Origin of the sequence: Streptomyces sp. NPDC101227 (genome assembly GCF_044767545.1) — a bacterium.
Lineage (GTDB): Bacteria > Actinomycetota > Actinomycetes > Streptomycetales > Streptomycetaceae > Streptomyces.
Genome location: NZ_JBIWOD010000007.1, coordinates 321,630 through 336,825, shown reverse-complemented (window position 1 = coordinate 336,825; position 15,196 = coordinate 321,630). Strand labels below are relative to the sequence as shown.

The following is a 15,196-nucleotide window of genomic DNA, read 5'->3' as shown; positions in this document are numbered from 1 at the left end:
TTGAGCGGCGTCAGAACCCGGCCGGCTCCGTGTAGATCCCCCACTCGTCCCGCAGCACCCCGCAGATCTCGCCGAGCGTCGCCTCCGCGCGGACCGCCTCCAGCATCGGCTCGATCATGTTGCCGCCGTTGCGGGCCGCGGCGAGCATGGCCTCCAGCGACGCCTTCACCCGGGCGTCGTCGCGGGCCTCCTTACGGGCCGCCAGGACCCTTACCTGCTCGCGCTCGACCTCATGGCTGACGCGCAGGATCTCCAGGTCGCCGGTGACGGAGCCGTGGTGGCAGTTGACGCCGACGACCCGCTTGTCGCCCTTCTCCAGGGACTGCTGGTAGCGGAAGGCGGACTCGGCGATCTCGCCGGTGAACCAGCCGTCCTCGATGCCGCGCAGAATCCCGGAGGTGATCGGGCCGATCGGGTGCCGTCCGGTGGGGACCGCCCGTGCGCCGCGCTCCTTGATCTGGTCGAAGATCTTCTCGGCGTCCGCCTCGATCCGGTCGGTCAGCGACTCGATGAACCACGAACCGCCCAGCGGGTCCGCGACGTTGGCGACGCCGGTCTCCTCCATCAGCACCTGCTGAGTACGCAGCGCGATCTCCGCGGCCTGCTCGCTGGGCAGCGCGAGGGTCTCGTCCAGCGCGTTGGTGTGCAGGGAGTTGGTGCCGCCGAGCACCGCCGCCAGCGCCTCCACCGCCGTGCGTACGACGTTGTTGTACGGCTGCTGAGCGGTCAGCGAGACGCCGGCGGTCTGGGTGTGGAACCGCAGCCACTGGGCCTTCTCGCTGGTCGCGCCGTAGACATCGCGCATCCAGCGGGCCCAGATCCGGCGCGCCGCACGGAACTTGGCGATCTCCTCGAAGAAGTCCAGATGGGCGTCGAAGAAGAAGGACAGGCCGGGGGCGAAGGTGTTGACGTCCAGGCCGCGGCTCAGGCCGAGCTCGACGTAGCCGAAGCCGTCGGCGAGGGTGTACGCCAGCTCCTGCGCGGCCGTCGCGCCCGCCTCGCGGATGTGGTAGCCGGAGACCGAGAGCGGTTTGTACGCCGGAATGCCGCGGGCGCAGTGCTCCATCAGGTCGCCGATCAGGCGCAGATGCGGCTCGGGCTGGAAGAGCCACTCCTTCTGGGCGATGTACTCCTTGAAGATGTCGGTCTGGAGCGTGCCATTGAGGACGCCGGGGTCGACGCCCTGCCGCTCCGCCGCCACCAGGTACATGCAGAAGACCGGGACGGCCGGGCCGCTGATGGTCATGGACGTCGTGACGTCCCCCAGCGGGATGTCCTTGAAGAGGACCTCCATGTCCGCCGCGGAGTCGATGGCGACGCCGCAGTGGCCGACCTCGCCGAGCGAGCGGGGGTCGTCGGAGTCCCGTCCCATCAGCGTCGGCATGTCGAAGGCGACCGAGAGGCCGCCGCCGCCCGCCTTGAGGATCATCTTGTAGCGCTCGTTGGTCTGCTCGGCGTTGCCGAAGCCCGCGAACTGGCGAATCGTCCACGTACGCCCGCGGTAGCCGGTCGGATACAGGCCGCGGGTGAAGGGGTATTCACCCGGCCAGCCGATCCGCTCGAAGCCCTCGACGCTGTCGCCGGGCCGGGGACCGTACGCCGGCTCCACCGGGTCACCGGAAAGCGTGGTGAAGTCCGCGTCCCGCTTCCGGGCGGAGTCGTACCGGGCCTGCCAGCGGCGGCGGCCCTCTTCGATCGCGTCAGCGTCCATACCTTCGAATTTACTAGGACGTCCTAGTAATTGTCGATGGGAAGCGACCGGTGAGTCAGATAAGCCCCTCCGGCACGCGCCGGGACAGCGCAAACGCGCCCGCCCCGGGAGGGACAGGCGCGTCGAGGAACGGAACGGGAGCCGGGTCTCAGACCTTGACCGGCTGCGGCACATCCCCCGTGAGCTGCGGCTCGACCTCGCGGACGACCTTGCGCTCGACGAAGAAGGCGGCCGTCGGAATGGTCCCGGCGACCAGCACCCACAGCAGCTTGCCGAACGGCCACTTGGCCTTGGAGCCCAGGTCGAAGGCGAAGACCAGGTAGATGATGTAGAGCACGCCGTGGACCTGCGAGACGACGAGGGTGAGGTCCTTGCCCATGCCGAAGCCGTACTTGAAGATCATGCAGGCGCAGAGCACGAGCAGCATCACGGCGGTGATGTAGGCCATCACCCGGTATCGGGTCAGGACGCTTCGCTTCATGCCCCAGAGCGTAACGGCCCGTTCCGGGGCGATCTTCGCCGCCCCCCGGTGTACGGCAGGGCCCGCCGCCCCCGGCGTGACGGGCCCCGTGGCGGGGGGCTGCCGCTCGCTACTCCTCGGCGAAATCCCCCGACGCCACCCGCAGCGGCCGCAGCATCGCGAAGATCTCGCTGCACTCGTCGGCGTCGTACGCGCCTAGCCCGAAGTCCATCGCCATCAGGTCCTGGGTGGCCGCGTCGCACACCCGGCGCCCCTTCTCGGTGATGGAGGCGAGGGTGCCGCGGCCGTCGTTGGGGTTCGGCCGCTTGGCCACCAGGCCCGACTTCACCAGCCGGTCGACGGTGTTGGTCACCGAGGTCGGGTGCACCATCAGCCGCTCGCCGATCTTGGACATCGGCAGCTCACCGGCCTTGGAGAAGGTCAGCAGTACCAGCGCCTCATAGCGCGCGAAGGTCAGCCCGTACGGCTTGACCACGGCGTCCACCTCGCCCAGCAGGATCTGCTGGGCCCGCATGATCGAGGTGATCGCGGCCATCGAGGGTACGGCGCCCCACCTCCGCTGCCACAACTCGTCGGCACGCGCGATGGGATCGAAAGCAAGGCTGAGCGGCTTCGGCACATCTCCGACCCTACCCGCCGGTCATATCGTGGTCAGCTCTGTCTCAGCTTTCGGTCCCGGAGGCCGGGCCTCCGTTCCGGCCCGGGAGCCCTCGGGCCGGAACGGCTCCCCCGGCCGCCGTACGCCGCGCGCCGCCCGCCGTACGCCGCGCCTCGAAGATCACCGCCAGCACGCACACCGCGCCGACCACGCCCGCCGCCGGCATCACCACCCGCAGCGGCGCGAACGCGGCGGCCGCCCCGCCGAGGGCCATCGCCAGGCCCATGATCGTCATCCGGCCCGCCTGCATCACGGTCATCGCCTGGCCCAGCAGCTCCTCGGGGACCGCCGCCACGAACCAGCGGTCCACCCCGAAGTTGTACGAGATCCCGGTGCCGGTCAGGACGAGCAGAGCGACCGCCCAGCCGAGGGACGGGCCCGCCGCGAAGCCGAGGGAAGGGAGTACGGCGAAGAGACCCATGGGGAAGGTGAGGCGGGCGCGGGCGCGCGGCGTGAGGAACGCGCCGACCAGCGATTCCGCGGCGATCGCGCCGATGGGCATGGAGCACAGCAGCAGCCCCAGGCCGGCGGGGCCGGTGCCCAGGAGATCGCCGTAGGGGATCAGCAGCGCCTCGGGGACCACCACGAAGGCGGGCGGCAGCCAGGCGAGCAGGAGGAGGGCGCGGATCCGGCGGTCGGCCAGCAGGCGTCGGGTACCGGCCAGGGAGGCGCCCAGCAGCGCGCCGCGGGCCGTGGCACGGGCCGGCCGGGCGCGGGTACCCAGGCGCAGCAGCAGCGCCGAGGCGACGAAGGTACAGGCGGTGAGGGCGAGCACCGCCCTGGGCGGCACCACGGCCAGCAGCAGGCCGCCGGCCGCGAAGCCGGCCAGCTGGGCGCCCTGATTGACGATGCGGATCACGGAGCGGCCCAGCACGAACAGCTCGCCCTCCCCGAGGATGTCGCCGAGCGTGCCGGCCCGGGTGCCGGCGAAGACCGGGGCGATGGCGGCGGTGAGACAGCGCAGCACCAGCAGGAGGGCGATCGGGGCCCTGGGGGCCACCATTCCCGCCGCGGCTAGGGCACACAGGACGTCGCAGACGACCAGGACGGCGCGGGCCGGATAGCGGTCGGCGACGGCCGACAGCAAGGTGCCGCCGACAACGTACGGCAGCAGGCCCAGGGCGAAGGTCAGGGCGCTGAGCAGGGGCGATTCGGTGAGGTCGAAGACCAGGAGGGAGAGGGCGATCTCGCAGACGACCACGCCGAGGGAGGAGAGGAGGTGGGCGGCGAAGACGGCGCGGAACTCGGGGACGGCGAAGACGGCGCGGTAGCCGGCCGGAACGGGCCGCTCGGCCGCTTCAGGGCGTGCGGGGGCGCGGCCCGGCTGCGCGGGCCCGGTGACGGAGGGCATGGCGGCAGCGTGCCGGGGACGGGGCCCCGGACCGTAGTCTTTCGGCCGGAGCCGAATCCTGGGGAGGGGAGGCGCCGCCGGTGCCGCTGGATCTGCATTTCCGGGCCGATGACTTTCTGCGGGTCCGCTTCGCGATTTCGCCGCTGTGCGAGACGCATGAGGCGGTACGGATGCTGCGCCGCGCGGACCGGCACGACTACCACCTGCCGTGGCTGCGGCGGATGCGCGAGACGGTGGCGGGGCTGGATCTGTCGCCGCTGTGGCTGTTCATGCCGTCGCCCGGGTACACCCCGGACTTCCTGGGGCGGCCGCCGGCCGTGCCGCTGGCCGGGTTCGAGGAGGAGCTGGCGCTGCTGCGGGCCACCGATCCGCGGCTCGCGCGTGCCGAGATGGCCAAGTCGCTGGCGTGTGTGCCGGGGGCGGCCGGATCGGCGCGCGGGCGGGCGGCACTGGCGGATCCCGCGCGGGCGGTCCAGGAGCTGGCCGATACCACCCGGCGGGCCTGGGAGGCGCTGCTGGCCCCGGACTGGCCCCGGCTGCGCGCCCTGCTGGAGGCGGAGATCGCCTACCGCTCGCGTCAGCTGGCCGCCGGCGGGCTGCGGCGGCTGCTCGCCGATCTGCATCCGCGGCTGTCGTGGTCGGGGGACACGCTCACGGTCCGTACGCGGAGCGACTTTCTGCAGATGCAGGATCTGGACGGGCGCGGGGTGCTGCTGCTGCCGAGCGCATTCGTCTGGCCGGACGTGGTGAGCGGCTTCGATCCGCCCTGGCAGCCCACCGTGATCTATCCGGCACGCGGGATCGGCGGCCTGTGGAGCGAGCCGGAGACGGGCCCGGCGCTCGTACGGCTGCTGGGCGCGAACCGGGCGGCCGTACTGACCGCCCTGGACGACCCGTCGACCACGTCGGCCCTGGCACACCGCCTGGGCCTGGCGCCCTCGTCCGTCTCGGCGCATCTGTCCGTGCTGCGCGACGCCGGTCTGCTGGCCTCGCGCCGGCACGGACATCAGGTGCTGTACGAGCGGACGCCACTGGGCATCGCCCTGGCGGCGGGCGGCTGACGCTTACGCGTCCCCGGCGAGATGCCGTTCCACGGTCTCGACCTTGGAGGTCAGGCCGTCCGTGACGCCGGGCCGGATGTCGGCCTTCAGCACCAGCGAGACGCGTCCGCAGCGCGCCTCGACGGCCGCGACGGCGCGCTTGACGACGTCCATGACCTCATCCCACTCGCCCTCGATGGAGGTGAACATGGCGTCCGTACGGTTGGGCAGCCCGGACTCGCGGACCACCCGGACCGCGTCGGCGACGTAGGCGCCGACGTCCTCGCCGACGCCCAGCGGGCTGACCGAAAAGGCGACGATCATGCGTTGAGGACCCCTTCCTTGCGGGCCCGGGCGGCGATCACACCGGCCTCTTCCTCGCGCCGCAGGACCCGGTCCCCGTAGAGCCCGCCGAACGGCACGATCGCGAGGGCGAAGAAGAACGCCACCCGCTTGAAGGGCCACTTGGTGCGGTTCCACACGTCCAGCAGCAGTACCACGTACGTGATGAACAGGACGCCGTGGATGAGGCCGAGCGGCATCACCAGGGAGTCGTAGTCGAAGGCCAGCCGGAAGCCGGTGCCGAAGATCAGCAGCGCCGGGAAGGAGAGCGCCTCCGGAATCGATGCCAGGCGCAGTCGGTGCAGGGCAGCGGCGGTCTTGATGTCCACGGGAACCTCGTCAGTACGGCGGAGGGAGCCAGCAATGGCTTGTGCAAGAGTTCACAAGCTGTGGCCCATTGTGACAGCCGCTCGAATGATCATCGCGCCGGGGGCCGCGAAGCCCGGATAGCGGCCAGCGCGGGGCAGACCGTGACCAAAAGGGCCTGCCCCGGACGGCCGCGGCCGACTACGGTCGGGTCCGTGGCTCAGTTTCGGCTCCAGGGGAGCAAGGTGCTCGCCGTCGATATGACGGGCGACGCCGTCAAGGCGAAAAACGGTGCGATGGTCGCGTACGACGGCCAGATGTCGTTCAAGAAGATGACCGGGGGCGGCGAGGGTCTGCGCGGCATGGTCACCCGGCGGCTGACCGGCGAGCAGATGGCCGTGATGGAGGTGAAGGGCCACGGCACATGCTTCTTCGCCGACCGCGCCAGCGAGATCAATCTGGTGCAGTTGCGGGGCGAGAAGCTGTACGTCGAGGCCAGCAATCTGCTGTGCACGGATGCGGCGCTGCGGACCGGCACGACCTTCACCGGGCTGCGCGGCGCCTCGCAGGGCAACGGCCTGTTCACCACGACCGTGGAGGGCAGCGGCCAGGCCGCGATCACCTCGGACGGGCCGGCGGTGGTGCTGCGGGTGACCAAGCAGTATCCGCTCCAGGTGGACCCGGGGGCGTATGTCGCGCACACCGGCGACCTCAAGCAGCACTTCCAGTCCGGCGTGAACTTCCGGACGTTCATAGGGGAGGGCTCCGGCGAGGCGTTCCAGATCCGGTTCGAGGGCGAGGGCCTGGTGTACGTACAGCCCAGCGAGCGCAACACCGTGGGCGGTGAGGTCTGATGCCGTTCACGGAGCTCAACTCCCGCATGGTGGAGGCCCGCATCACGCCCGGCCAGCGGATGTTCAGCCAGCGCGGGGCGATGCTCGCCTACCGCGGCGAGGTGTCCTTCACCCCGAACATCCAGGGCGGACAGGGCGGCATCGGCTCGATGATCGGGCGGCGGATCGCGGGTGAGGCGACGCCGCTGATGACCGTCGAGGGCAGCGGGACGGTGATGTTCGGCCACGGCGGCCATCACGTCCATGTCGTCGATCTGACGGGCGAGACGCTGTACGTCGAGGCCGACCGGCTGCTGGCCTTCGACGGCTCGCTGCAGCAGGGCACGATGTTCATGGGCTCGCAGGGCGGGGTGATGGGCATGGTGCGCGGCCAGGTCACCGGGCAGGGCCTGTTCACCACGACCCTCAAGGGCCAGGGCTCGGCCGCGGTGATGGCGCACGGCGGGGTCATCGAGCTGTCGATCACGCCGCAGCGCCCGGTCCACGTCGACCCGCAGGCCTATGTCGCGCACCGCGGTGACGTCCGCAACAAGCTGTCCACGGCGCTCGGCTGGCGCGACATGGTCGGCCGCGGCTCGGGGGAGGCCTTCCAGCTGGAGCTGTCGGGCCAGGGCACCGTCTACGTACAGGCGTCGGAGGAGAAACTGTGACCGGTCCCGTCGTCCACGATGTCGGCACGCTGCCGACCGACGACAACGTCAACCCGTACGCCTTCAGCGTGGATCTGAACGGCCAGTGGTTCCTCCAGAAGGGGAAGATGATCGCCTATTACGGGCGGATCGACTTCCACGGGATCGGGCACGGCGGCCTCGACCGGCTGATCGCCGGGAGCTTCCACTCCCCGCTGCACGCCGCCGACTGGGTGGTCGCCGAGGGGCAGGGCAAGATGCTGCTCGCCGACCGCGCCTTCGATGTGAACTCCTTCGACCTCGACGAGGGCAACCTCACCATTCGCTCCGGCAACCTGCTCGCCTTTCAGCCATCTCTGTCGCTGAAACAGTCGATCATCCCGGGGTTTCTCACCCTGATCGGTACGGGCAAGTTCGTGGCCGCGTCCAACGGGCCGGTGGTCTTCATGGAGCCGCCGGTCCGGGTGGACCCGCAGGCGCTGGTCGGCTGGGCGGACTGCCCCTCCCCGTGCCACCACTACGACCACCAGTACCTGCGGGGATTCCTCGGCGGGCTGCGGGCACACACCGGGATCGGCGGGGCCTCCGGCGAGGAGCACCAGTTCGAGTTCGTGGGGGCGGGGACGGTCCTCCTCCAGTCGACGGAGGTGCTGATGCCGGAGCTGGCGACGGGTGCGGTGCCGGACGAGGCGGGCGTTCCGGGCGGTGGCGGGCACGCGTCACAAAGTGGCTCACAACTGCCCCAGTTGCCCGGGAGCCTCGGGGGGCTCCAGCGTCGCTTCGGGCTGTGAGCGGTAGTCTGCGGACGGTGACCTCGAACGTCTGACCAACCGCACGGGGTCCCGATGACACCCAATGCATCGGCACGGGGGACGAGTCCCGGCCGTCGCGGTAGCAACTTAATTCATCATTCAACTTTTACGGGTAGAATTCCTCCATGACGACCGACAGTGACACCCCCTGGCTGACCGACCAGGAGCAGCGTGCCTGGCGCACCCATCTGGACGTCAGCAGGCTGCTGATGCACCAGCTGGAGCGCGATCTGCAGCCGTTCGGCCTGACGAACAACGACTACGAAATCCTGGTCAACCTCTCCGAGGCCGAGGACCACCGGCTGCGGATGAGCGACCTGGCCGCAGGCACCCTGCAGTCCAAGAGCCGTCTCTCCCACCAGATCACACGGATGGAGAACGCCGGCCTGGTACGCCGCGAGAGCTGCGAGTCGGACCGCCGCGGACTCTACGCCGTACTGACCGACGAGGGCTGGGAGACCATGCGCCGCGTCGCCCCGCACCACGTCGCCTCGGTGCGCAAGCACTTCATCGACCTGTTCTCCCCCGAGGACCTCGAAGCGCTGCGCAGCTCGCTCACGCCGGTGGCCGAGCACCTGCGGGAACACCGCGGCGGCGCCTGAGCCGCAAGCCGCGGCCCCGCCAGGCCGCGGCTCCGGCTCAGGAGGCCACCGGCAGCCTCAGCTCGAACACCGAGCCCTCCCGCACGGCCAGCGAGCCGCCGTGCCGCACCGCCACATCCCGCGCGATGGCCAGCCCCAGCCCGGCCCCGCCGTCGTCGCGCGCCCGCGCGTCATCGAGCCGTACGAACCGCTCGAAGATCCGCTCCCGCTCCCCCTCGGGCACGCCGGGCCCGTCGTCGTCGACCCGCAGCACCGCCCACTCCCCCTCGCGCACCACGGCCACCCGTACGACCGAGGCCGCATGCCGCTGCGCGTTGTCCAGCAGATTGCCCAGCACCCGCCCCAACTGGCCACGGGACCCGGCCACTTCCACGCCCGCCAGCTCCCCGGCCCGCACCGCAACCCGGTCCCCGGCCCGCTGCGAGCTCTCCTCCCGCACCAGCGCGGCCAGATCGACACGGGCCGGCGCCGGCCGCTCCCCCGCGTCCAGCCGCGCCAGCAGCAGCAGATCCGCGGCCAGCCGCTGGAGCCGTACGGTGTCCTCCACCGCGCCCGGAACGTCCAGCAACTCCGGGTGCGCGACGCCCACTTCGAGCTGGGTGCGCAGCGAAGCGATCGGACTGCGCAGCTCGTGCGAGGCGTCCGCGACGAACCGCCGCTGGCGCTCGACGGAGCTCTCCAGGGCCGCCAGCGTCTCGTTGGTCGTACGGGCCAGCCGGCCGATCTCGTCCTGCGCCGCGGGCACCGGCACCCGCCGGCTCAGATCCGTACTGGCGGTGATCGCGGCCATCTCGCCGCGGATTCCCTCCACGGGGCGCAGCGCCCGCCGGGTCACCAGCCAGGTCACCCCGGCCACCACCAGGAGCAGCAGCGGCAGCCCGATCAGCATCGCGGTGCGCACCGTACCGACGGTGCTGCGCTCGGGCGCCAGCGCCGAACCGGCCCGCACCGTGGCCTTCGCGCCGTTGGTGTCCTTGGCTTCGAGGGACGCGAAGCGGTAGTCGGCCACCTTGCCGTCGACGTTCGCGGTGCCGTCCCGGTAGTGGGCGTCGTCGTCGACCTCGCCGGGGCGGGGTCCGCTCGCATCGTCATCGTCGTCGCCGCCGTCGTCGTCGGGCGGCGTCACGGTCCCTCTCGGGGGCGACGCGACCGTCCGGCCGTCCACCGCCCGCACCTCGTCGCCGGCCGCCAGCACCCGCCCGTCGTCGTCCAGCACCACCACCGGATGGTCGTCGCCGTCCGGCAGATCCAGCTTCCCGTACGCCGTGCCGGTCGCGATCTGCGCGGCGACCTCCCGCGCCGCGACCTCGGCCTGCAGCCCCGCCTGGTCCTGGAGGTTGCTCCGCAGCACCAGCAGGACCGCCGTACCGGCCGCGACCAGTGCCACCGCCACCACGACCGTCGCACCGGCCGCCGCCCTGGCCCGTACCGAGCCCAGCGCCCTACGCACCGGGCACCAGCCGGTATCCGGCGCCGCGCACCGTCACGATGCGCCCGGAGCCGAGCTTGCGCCGCAGCGCGCTCACATACACCTCGATGATGTTGACGTCGCCCTCGTACGCGAAGTCCCAGACGTGCTCAAGGATCTCCGCCTTGGACACCACATCGCCCGCCCGCAGCGCCAGCTGCTCCAGCACGGCGAACTCCTTGGCGGTCAGCGCGACCTCCGCCCCGTCGAGCGCCACCCTGCGCGCGCCCTGGTCGACGGCCAGCTCCCCCACCCGCAGCACCGGCTGCGCGCTCCGCCCGCGCCGCCGCAGCAGCGCCTTCACCCGCGCCACCAGCACCACGTACGAGAACGGCTTGGTCAGGTAGTCGTCGGCGCCGGTGTCCAGCCCCTCGGCCTCGTCGTACTCGCCGTCCTTGGCGGTCAGCATCAGGATCGGTACGTCGTGCCCTGCGGCCCGCAGCGCCCCGCACACGCGGTAGCCGTTCATGCCCGGCAGCATGATGTCCAGGACGATCAGGTCGTACGTGCCCTCACCCGCCTGGTGCAGCCCTTCCAGACCGTCGTGCACCACATCGACGGCGTACCCCTCGGCCCGTAGGCCCTTGGCCAGCGAGAGGGCCAGCCGCCGCTCGTCCTCGACAATCAACAGGCGCATGGGCACAACCCTGTCACCCCGAACCTGAAGACGGCTTCAGGCGGCTTCAGGTCCCCTTCAGGTTCGTTCGGCGACTGTGATGTCACAGCCGATCAAGGGGAGAACACATGAAGCGCCACATCGTCATCGCCACCGCCGCCGCGGCCGCCCTGATAGCGGGCGGCGCCGCCACCGCGGTCGCCGTCAACAGCGCTGACGCGCCCGGCAGCGCCCGGTCCGGCGTCCGGTCGACCGCCCAGCTCGCGGCGCACGACGACCAGGGCCGGGACGACCGCGACGACGACCACGGCCAGGAGGACATCCGCGAGGCGCACGCCGCCAAGGTGGCCGCGCCGGCCGCCGCGGCGACCGCGCTGAAGGCCGTCCCCGGCACCGTGACCGGCCTCGACCTGGACCGGGACCGGCCCGGCCTGGTCTGGGACGCGGACGTCCTCGGCAAGGACGGCAGGTGGCACGAGATCACGCTGGACGCCGTCAACGGCCGCGTACTCAACCAGCACATCGATCACGAGGACGACGGCCCGAACCCCAAGGGCGCGAAGGTCGATGCCGCGGCCGCCGCCCGCATCGCCGCCGGGCACGGCACGGTGACCTCCGTCGACCTGGACGACGACCACCGGGCGAAGGCGCTCTGGGAGGTCGAGACGGTTACCAAGGACGCCAAGGAGCACAAGGTGCTGGTCGATCCCCAGTCAGGGAAGCTGACGGTCGCTCCGGCGCGGGACGCGGACGATGACGACAACGGCGGTACGGACGACTGACCGCTGGTTCGCGGCTGAGGCCGGTTCGCCGTCGCTCGGTCGGTGGGGGCCGGAGGGGACGCCCCGCAACCCGTCCTCGGGCCGGGCGCTTCTGGTCCCGGACAAGGGAACCCCGGCGTCCGCTCCGGTCCCTGCGGGCGGATTACGGGACATCCCCTCCGGCCAACGACGCGGGCGGCCATCCCGCCGTACTCATGATCGTCACAAAACGGGTCGGTCGGGCCGGTCTCCACCGCACGTACGGGTGCGGCACGGGTGCGGTACGGGACCGGCACGGCACGGGCACGGGACCGGCTCGGGCAGCACTGCCGGACGCAGACCAACCCCGGCGGCCCCCTTGGTGGGCCGTCCCGCCGTACCACTGAGGACGGTCACGACATGGCGCAGCCGGTCCCCATGTGTGGACGGGTGGTGCCACCGGGCCGCAGACGGGAAACGTAGGCCGGAGGGGATGTACGGGGGGCCGCCCGCAGGGACCGGAGCGAACGCCGGGGTGACCAGTCCATGGACCAGAAGCGCCCGGCCCGAGGACGGACCCCCGTGCGTCCCCTCCGGCCCCCCGCGGCACCGACAGCCCCGGAGGACGCCGACCCCCACCGGGCCCAGCGGCGCACCGGCACACCGGCACAGCCGCACAGCCGCACAGCCGCACAGCGAACAACGGCGCCCTCAGCCCCCGTTCGTCAACCCGTCCACCAGCTCGTCCGCCGCCCGATACGGGTCCGTCTCGCCGACGACGATCCGCTCGGCCAGGGCATCCAGCCGGCGGTCTCCCCGGAGATCGCCGATCCGCTCCCGCAGCGCCGTCACCGCGATCGTCTCGACCTCCCGCGCCGCCCGCGCCCGGCGCCGCTGGGCGAGCACCCCGTGCTCCTCCATCCAGGCGCGGTGCTTCTCGAGGGCCTCGACGACCTCGTCGATGCCCTCGCTGCGCGCCGCGACGGTCTTGACGATCGGCGGGCGCCAGTCGCCCGGCGCCCGCGCTTCGCCCAGCCCCAGCATGTGGTTGAGCTCACGGGCGGTGGCGTCGGCGCCGTCCCGGTCGGCCTTGTTGACGACGTAGACGTCGCCGATCTCCAGGATTCCGGCCTTGGCCGCCTGGATGCCGTCGCCCATCCCGGGAGCCAGCAGCACCACGCTCGTATCGGCCTGCGAGGCGATCTCCACCTCGGACTGGCCGACGCCGACCGTCTCGACGAGGACGACATCGCAGCCGGCCGCGTCCAGGACCCGGATGGCCTGCGGCGCGGCCCAGGCCAGGCCGCCCAGATGGCCGCGGGTGGCCATGGAGCGGATGTAGACGCCGGGGTCGGAGGCGTGGTCCGACATCCGGACGCGGTCGCCCAGCAGCGCGCCGCCGGAGAAGGGCGAGGACGGGTCGACGGCGAGCACGCCGACCCGTTTGCCCGCCTTGCGGTAGGCCGTCACCAGCGCGGAGGTGGTGGTGGACTTCCCGACGCCCGGCGAGCCGGTCAGCCCGACCACATAGGCGTTGCCGGTGAGCGGCGCGAGCGTCGCCATGACCTCGCGCAGCTCCGGCGCCGCCCCCTCGACGAGGGAGATCAGCCGGGCCACCGCCCTCGGTCGGCCCTGCCGGGCCTGCTCCACCAGCTGCGGGACGTCCACCATCGCTGCGCGTCTCCTTCGGCTCGGTCCGTTGTGCGGTTACTTACCCGGTACGCGGATGATCAGCGCGTCGCCCTGACCACCGCCACCGCACAGCGCGGCGGCACCCACGCCACCGCCCCGGCGGCGCAGCTCCAGCGCGAGGTGCAGCACGATGCGGGCGCCGGACATGCCGATCGGGTGCCCCAGCGCGATCGCACCGCCGTTGACATTCACCTTTTCCGGGGATACCCCGAGGTCCTTCATTGACTGCACGGCGACGGCCGCGAAGGCCTCGTTGATCTCGATCAGGTCAAGATCTTCGACGGCCAGGCCCTCCTTGCCCAGGGCGTGGTTGATGGCGTTGGAGGGCTGCGACTGGAGCGAGTTGTCGGGTCCTGCGACGTTGCCGTGCGCGCCGATCTCCGCGATCCATTCCAGGCCCAGTTCCTCGGCCTTGGCCTTGCTCATCACGACCACGGCGGCCGCGCCGTCGGAGATCTGCGAGGAGGTGCCGGCGGTGATCGTGCCGTCCTTGGCGAAGGCCGGGCGCAGCTTGCCGAGCGACTCGGTGGTGGTGTCGCCGCGGATGCCCTCGTCCTTGCTGAAGAGGACCGGCTCGCCCTTGCGCTGCGGGATCTCGACGGGGGTGATCTCGGCCTCGAAGAGCCCGTTCTTCTGGGCGGCGGCGGCCCGCTGGTGGGAGCGCGCGGCGATCTCGTCCTGCTCGGGGCGGGCGATGCCCAGGCGGGTGTTGTGCTTCTCGGTCGACTCGCCCATCGCGACGCCCTCGTAGGCGTCGGTGAGGCCGTCGTGGGCCATCGCGTCGAGCATCTCGACGGCGCCGTACTTGTAACCCTCGCGGGACTTGGGCAGCAGGTGCGGGGCGTTGGTCATGGATTCCTGGCCGCCCGCGACGATGACGTCGAACTCGCCCGCGCGGATCAGCTGGTCGGCCAGCGCGATCGCGTCGAGGCCGGAGAGGCAGACCTTGTTGACGGTCAGCGCGGGGACGTTCATGGGGATGCCGGCCTTGACGGCGGCCTGCCGGGCGGGGATCTGCCCGGCGCCGGCCTGGAGGACCTGGCCCATGATCACGTACTGCACCTGGTCACCGCCGATGCCCGCCCGGTCCAGGGCCGCCTTGATGGCGACCGCGCCGAGGTCGGCGCCGGAGAAGGTCCGCAGGGATCCCAGGAGGCGGCCCATGGGGGTGCGCGCTCCCGCCACGATCACCGAGGTGGTTGCGTTCGTGCCGTTCGTTGCAGACATGCGGTGCGGCCTTCCTTTGCAGGGAAGTTAACGAGGGTTCCCGTCAATGTACTGAGCGGTACGCCCGGGGTCACCGGGAAGCGGGTGTGATCGCGCGCACGTTGCGTAACCAGCCGTGTGGGCGGTGCACTGGAGCCATGCTGACGCGAATCGACCACATCGGGATCGCCTGTTTCGACCTCGACAAGACCGTCGACTTCTACCGTGCCACGTACGGATTCGAGGTGTTCCACTCCGAGGTCAACGAAGAGCAGGGCGTCCGGGAAGCGATGCTGAAGATCAACGAGACGTCCGACGGCGGCGCCTCGTACCTCCAGCTTCTGGAGCCGACCCGGGAGGACTCTGCGGTGGGCAAGTGGCTCGCCAAGAACGGTGAAGGGGTGCACCACATCGCCTTCGGTACGGCGGATGTGGACGGCGACGCCGCGGACATCCGCAACAAGGGCGTACGGGTCCTCTACGACGAGCCCAGGACCGGCTCGATGGGCTCCCGGATCACCTTTCTGCACCCCAAGGACTGCCATGGTGTGCTGACCGAACTCGTCACCGCCGCGCCCTCCTCCCCGGCGGACCACTGACCTATACGTTCCCCGGCCGGTAGAGTGCACCTTCGGCCGGGGTACGGGAGTGGGGCTCGGTCCATACTCTGCCGATGATCTGACACCAT

Annotated in this window: 17 protein-coding genes; 7 read left to right on the top strand and 10 right to left on the bottom strand. The window is 71.3% G+C overall.

The genetic code is table 11. The annotated features are described in order from the left end of the window. Positions 1-10: 10 nt before the first annotated feature. The 4 genes from ACIRPT_RS19240 to ACIRPT_RS19225 all read right to left on the bottom strand — a co-directional run bounded on the left by ACIRPT_RS19240 (position 11) and on the right by ACIRPT_RS19225 (position 4,201). Positions 11-1,711: a methylmalonyl-CoA mutase gene (locus ACIRPT_RS19240; protein ID WP_403828418.1), complete on the bottom strand. Its 1,701-nt coding sequence runs from the start codon at positions 1,709-1,711 to the stop codon at positions 11-13. Positions 1,712-1,859: 148 nt separating this feature from the next. Next, positions 1,860-2,192, bottom strand: a complete 333-nt coding sequence (locus ACIRPT_RS19235) for a DUF3817 domain-containing protein (protein WP_403501694.1) — start codon at positions 2,190-2,192, stop codon at positions 1,860-1,862. A 109-nt stretch (positions 2,193-2,301) separates the two neighbouring features. Further along, positions 2,302-2,811 carry a MarR family winged helix-turn-helix transcriptional regulator gene (locus ACIRPT_RS19230; protein WP_403828416.1) on the bottom strand — a complete coding sequence of 170 codons (510 nt, stop codon included), beginning with the start codon at positions 2,809-2,811 and terminating at the stop codon, positions 2,302-2,304. Between the two features lie 43 nt (positions 2,812-2,854). Further along, positions 2,855-4,201 (bottom strand): MFS transporter, encoded by a 1,347-nt coding sequence (locus ACIRPT_RS19225; RefSeq protein ID WP_403828414.1) that lies wholly within the window; start codon positions 4,199-4,201, stop codon positions 2,855-2,857. Positions 4,202-4,281: 80 nt separating this feature from the next. Between ACIRPT_RS19225 and ACIRPT_RS19220 the strand changes: the two genes are divergently transcribed. After that, positions 4,282-5,262: a DUF5937 family protein gene (locus ACIRPT_RS19220; protein ID WP_403501685.1), complete on the top strand. Its 981-nt coding sequence runs from the start codon at positions 4,282-4,284 to the stop codon at positions 5,260-5,262. Between the two features lie 3 nt (positions 5,263-5,265). On the opposite strand, the gene ACIRPT_RS19215 is transcribed toward ACIRPT_RS19220, so the two are convergent. Both ACIRPT_RS19215 and ACIRPT_RS19210 read right to left on the bottom strand, forming a co-directional pair. Further along, a complete protein-coding gene (locus ACIRPT_RS19215) occupies positions 5,266-5,565 on the bottom strand; it encodes an MTH1187 family thiamine-binding protein (RefSeq protein ID WP_403501683.1) in 300 nt (99 codons plus the stop codon). Continuing rightward, the gene (locus tag ACIRPT_RS19210; protein ID WP_403828411.1) at positions 5,562-5,912 is read right to left on the bottom strand and encodes a DUF3817 domain-containing protein; all 351 of its coding nucleotides are present in this window, start codon (positions 5,910-5,912) and stop codon (positions 5,562-5,564) included. The genes ACIRPT_RS19215 and ACIRPT_RS19210 overlap by 4 nt, the downstream gene beginning before the upstream one ends. 192 nt (positions 5,913-6,104) lie before the next feature. Here ACIRPT_RS19210 and ACIRPT_RS19205 point away from each other — a divergent pair, with 192 nt between their 5' ends. The 4 genes from ACIRPT_RS19205 (at position 6,105) to ACIRPT_RS19190 (ending at position 8,786) form a co-directional block, all read left to right on the top strand. After that, positions 6,105-6,743: an AIM24 family protein gene (locus ACIRPT_RS19205; RefSeq protein ID WP_403501677.1), complete on the top strand. Its 639-nt coding sequence runs from the start codon at positions 6,105-6,107 to the stop codon at positions 6,741-6,743. Further along, positions 6,743-7,393 (top strand): AIM24 family protein, encoded by a 651-nt coding sequence (locus tag ACIRPT_RS19200; RefSeq protein ID WP_403828409.1) that lies wholly within the window; start codon positions 6,743-6,745, stop codon positions 7,391-7,393. The genes ACIRPT_RS19205 and ACIRPT_RS19200 overlap by 1 nt, the downstream gene beginning before the upstream one ends. After that, the gene (locus ACIRPT_RS19195; protein WP_403501671.1) at positions 7,390-8,163 is read left to right on the top strand and encodes an AIM24 family protein; all 774 of its coding nucleotides are present in this window, start codon (positions 7,390-7,392) and stop codon (positions 8,161-8,163) included. Before ACIRPT_RS19200 ends, ACIRPT_RS19195 begins: the two co-directional genes overlap by 4 nt. Positions 8,164-8,309: 146 nt before the next feature. Beyond that, positions 8,310-8,786, top strand: coding sequence for a MarR family winged helix-turn-helix transcriptional regulator (locus ACIRPT_RS19190; protein WP_403828407.1), 477 nt, complete (start codon positions 8,310-8,312; stop codon positions 8,784-8,786). A 37-nt stretch (positions 8,787-8,823) separates the two neighbouring features. On the opposite strand, the gene ACIRPT_RS19185 is transcribed toward ACIRPT_RS19190, so the two are convergent. Both ACIRPT_RS19185 and ACIRPT_RS19180 read right to left on the bottom strand, forming a co-directional pair. Next, on the bottom strand, positions 8,824-10,236 hold the full coding sequence (locus ACIRPT_RS19185; RefSeq protein WP_403828405.1) for an ATP-binding protein: 1,413 nt from the start codon (positions 10,234-10,236) through the stop codon (positions 8,824-8,826). After that, on the bottom strand, positions 10,229-10,891 hold the full coding sequence (locus ACIRPT_RS19180) for a response regulator transcription factor (protein WP_403828403.1): 663 nt from the start codon (positions 10,889-10,891) through the stop codon (positions 10,229-10,231). The genes ACIRPT_RS19185 and ACIRPT_RS19180 overlap by 8 nt, the downstream gene beginning before the upstream one ends. Positions 10,892-10,998: 107 nt before the next feature. Between ACIRPT_RS19180 and ACIRPT_RS19175 the strand changes: the two genes are divergently transcribed. Next, entirely contained in the window at positions 10,999-11,652 is a 654-nt protein-coding gene (locus tag ACIRPT_RS19175; RefSeq protein WP_403828401.1) for a PepSY domain-containing protein, read from the top strand. Between the two features lie 669 nt (positions 11,653-12,321). Here the strand turns inward: ACIRPT_RS19175 and meaB are convergent. Continuing rightward, entirely contained in the window at positions 12,322-13,281 is a 960-nt protein-coding gene (meaB, locus tag ACIRPT_RS19170) for a methylmalonyl Co-A mutase-associated GTPase MeaB (RefSeq protein WP_403501660.1), read from the bottom strand. A 36-nt stretch (positions 13,282-13,317) separates the two neighbouring features. Next, complete coding sequence (locus ACIRPT_RS19165) at positions 13,318-14,493, bottom strand: acetyl-CoA C-acetyltransferase (protein WP_403502286.1); 1,176 nt, start codon at positions 14,491-14,493, stop codon at positions 13,318-13,320. A gap of 173 nt (positions 14,494-14,666) precedes the next feature. Between ACIRPT_RS19165 and mce the strand changes: the two genes are divergently transcribed. Further along, positions 14,667-15,107 carry a methylmalonyl-CoA epimerase gene (gene mce / locus ACIRPT_RS19160; RefSeq protein WP_403501657.1) on the top strand — a complete coding sequence of 147 codons (441 nt, stop codon included), beginning with the start codon at positions 14,667-14,669 and terminating at the stop codon, positions 15,105-15,107. The last annotated feature ends 89 nt before the right edge of the window (positions 15,108-15,196 follow it).

Excerpts from the sequence above, each read along its gene's own strand:
- ACIRPT_RS19175 (WP_403828401.1), top strand. The coding sequence starts at position 10,999 with ATGAAGCGCCACATCGTCATCGCCACCGCCGCCGCGGCCGCCCTGATA.
- ACIRPT_RS19225 (WP_403828414.1), bottom strand. The coding sequence starts at position 4,201 with ATGCCCTCCGTCACCGGGCCCGCGCAGCCGGGCCGCGCCCCCGCACGC.
- mce (WP_403501657.1), top strand. The coding sequence starts at position 14,667 with ATGCTGACGCGAATCGACCACATCGGGATCGCCTGTTTCGACCTCGAC.
- ACIRPT_RS19240 (WP_403828418.1), bottom strand. The coding sequence starts at position 1,711 with ATGGACGCTGACGCGATCGAAGAGGGCCGCCGCCGCTGGCAGGCCCGG.
- ACIRPT_RS19190 (WP_403828407.1), top strand. The coding sequence starts at position 8,310 with ATGACGACCGACAGTGACACCCCCTGGCTGACCGACCAGGAGCAGCGT.
- ACIRPT_RS19200 (WP_403828409.1), top strand. The coding sequence starts at position 6,743 with ATGCCGTTCACGGAGCTCAACTCCCGCATGGTGGAGGCCCGCATCACG.
- meaB (WP_403501660.1), bottom strand. The coding sequence starts at position 13,281 with ATGGTGGACGTCCCGCAGCTGGTGGAGCAGGCCCGGCAGGGCCGACCG.
- ACIRPT_RS19235 (WP_403501694.1), bottom strand. The coding sequence starts at position 2,192 with ATGAAGCGAAGCGTCCTGACCCGATACCGGGTGATGGCCTACATCACC.
- ACIRPT_RS19215 (WP_403501683.1), bottom strand. The coding sequence starts at position 5,565 with ATGATCGTCGCCTTTTCGGTCAGCCCGCTGGGCGTCGGCGAGGACGTC.
- ACIRPT_RS19180 (WP_403828403.1), bottom strand. The coding sequence starts at position 10,891 with ATGCGCCTGTTGATTGTCGAGGACGAGCGGCGGCTGGCCCTCTCGCTG.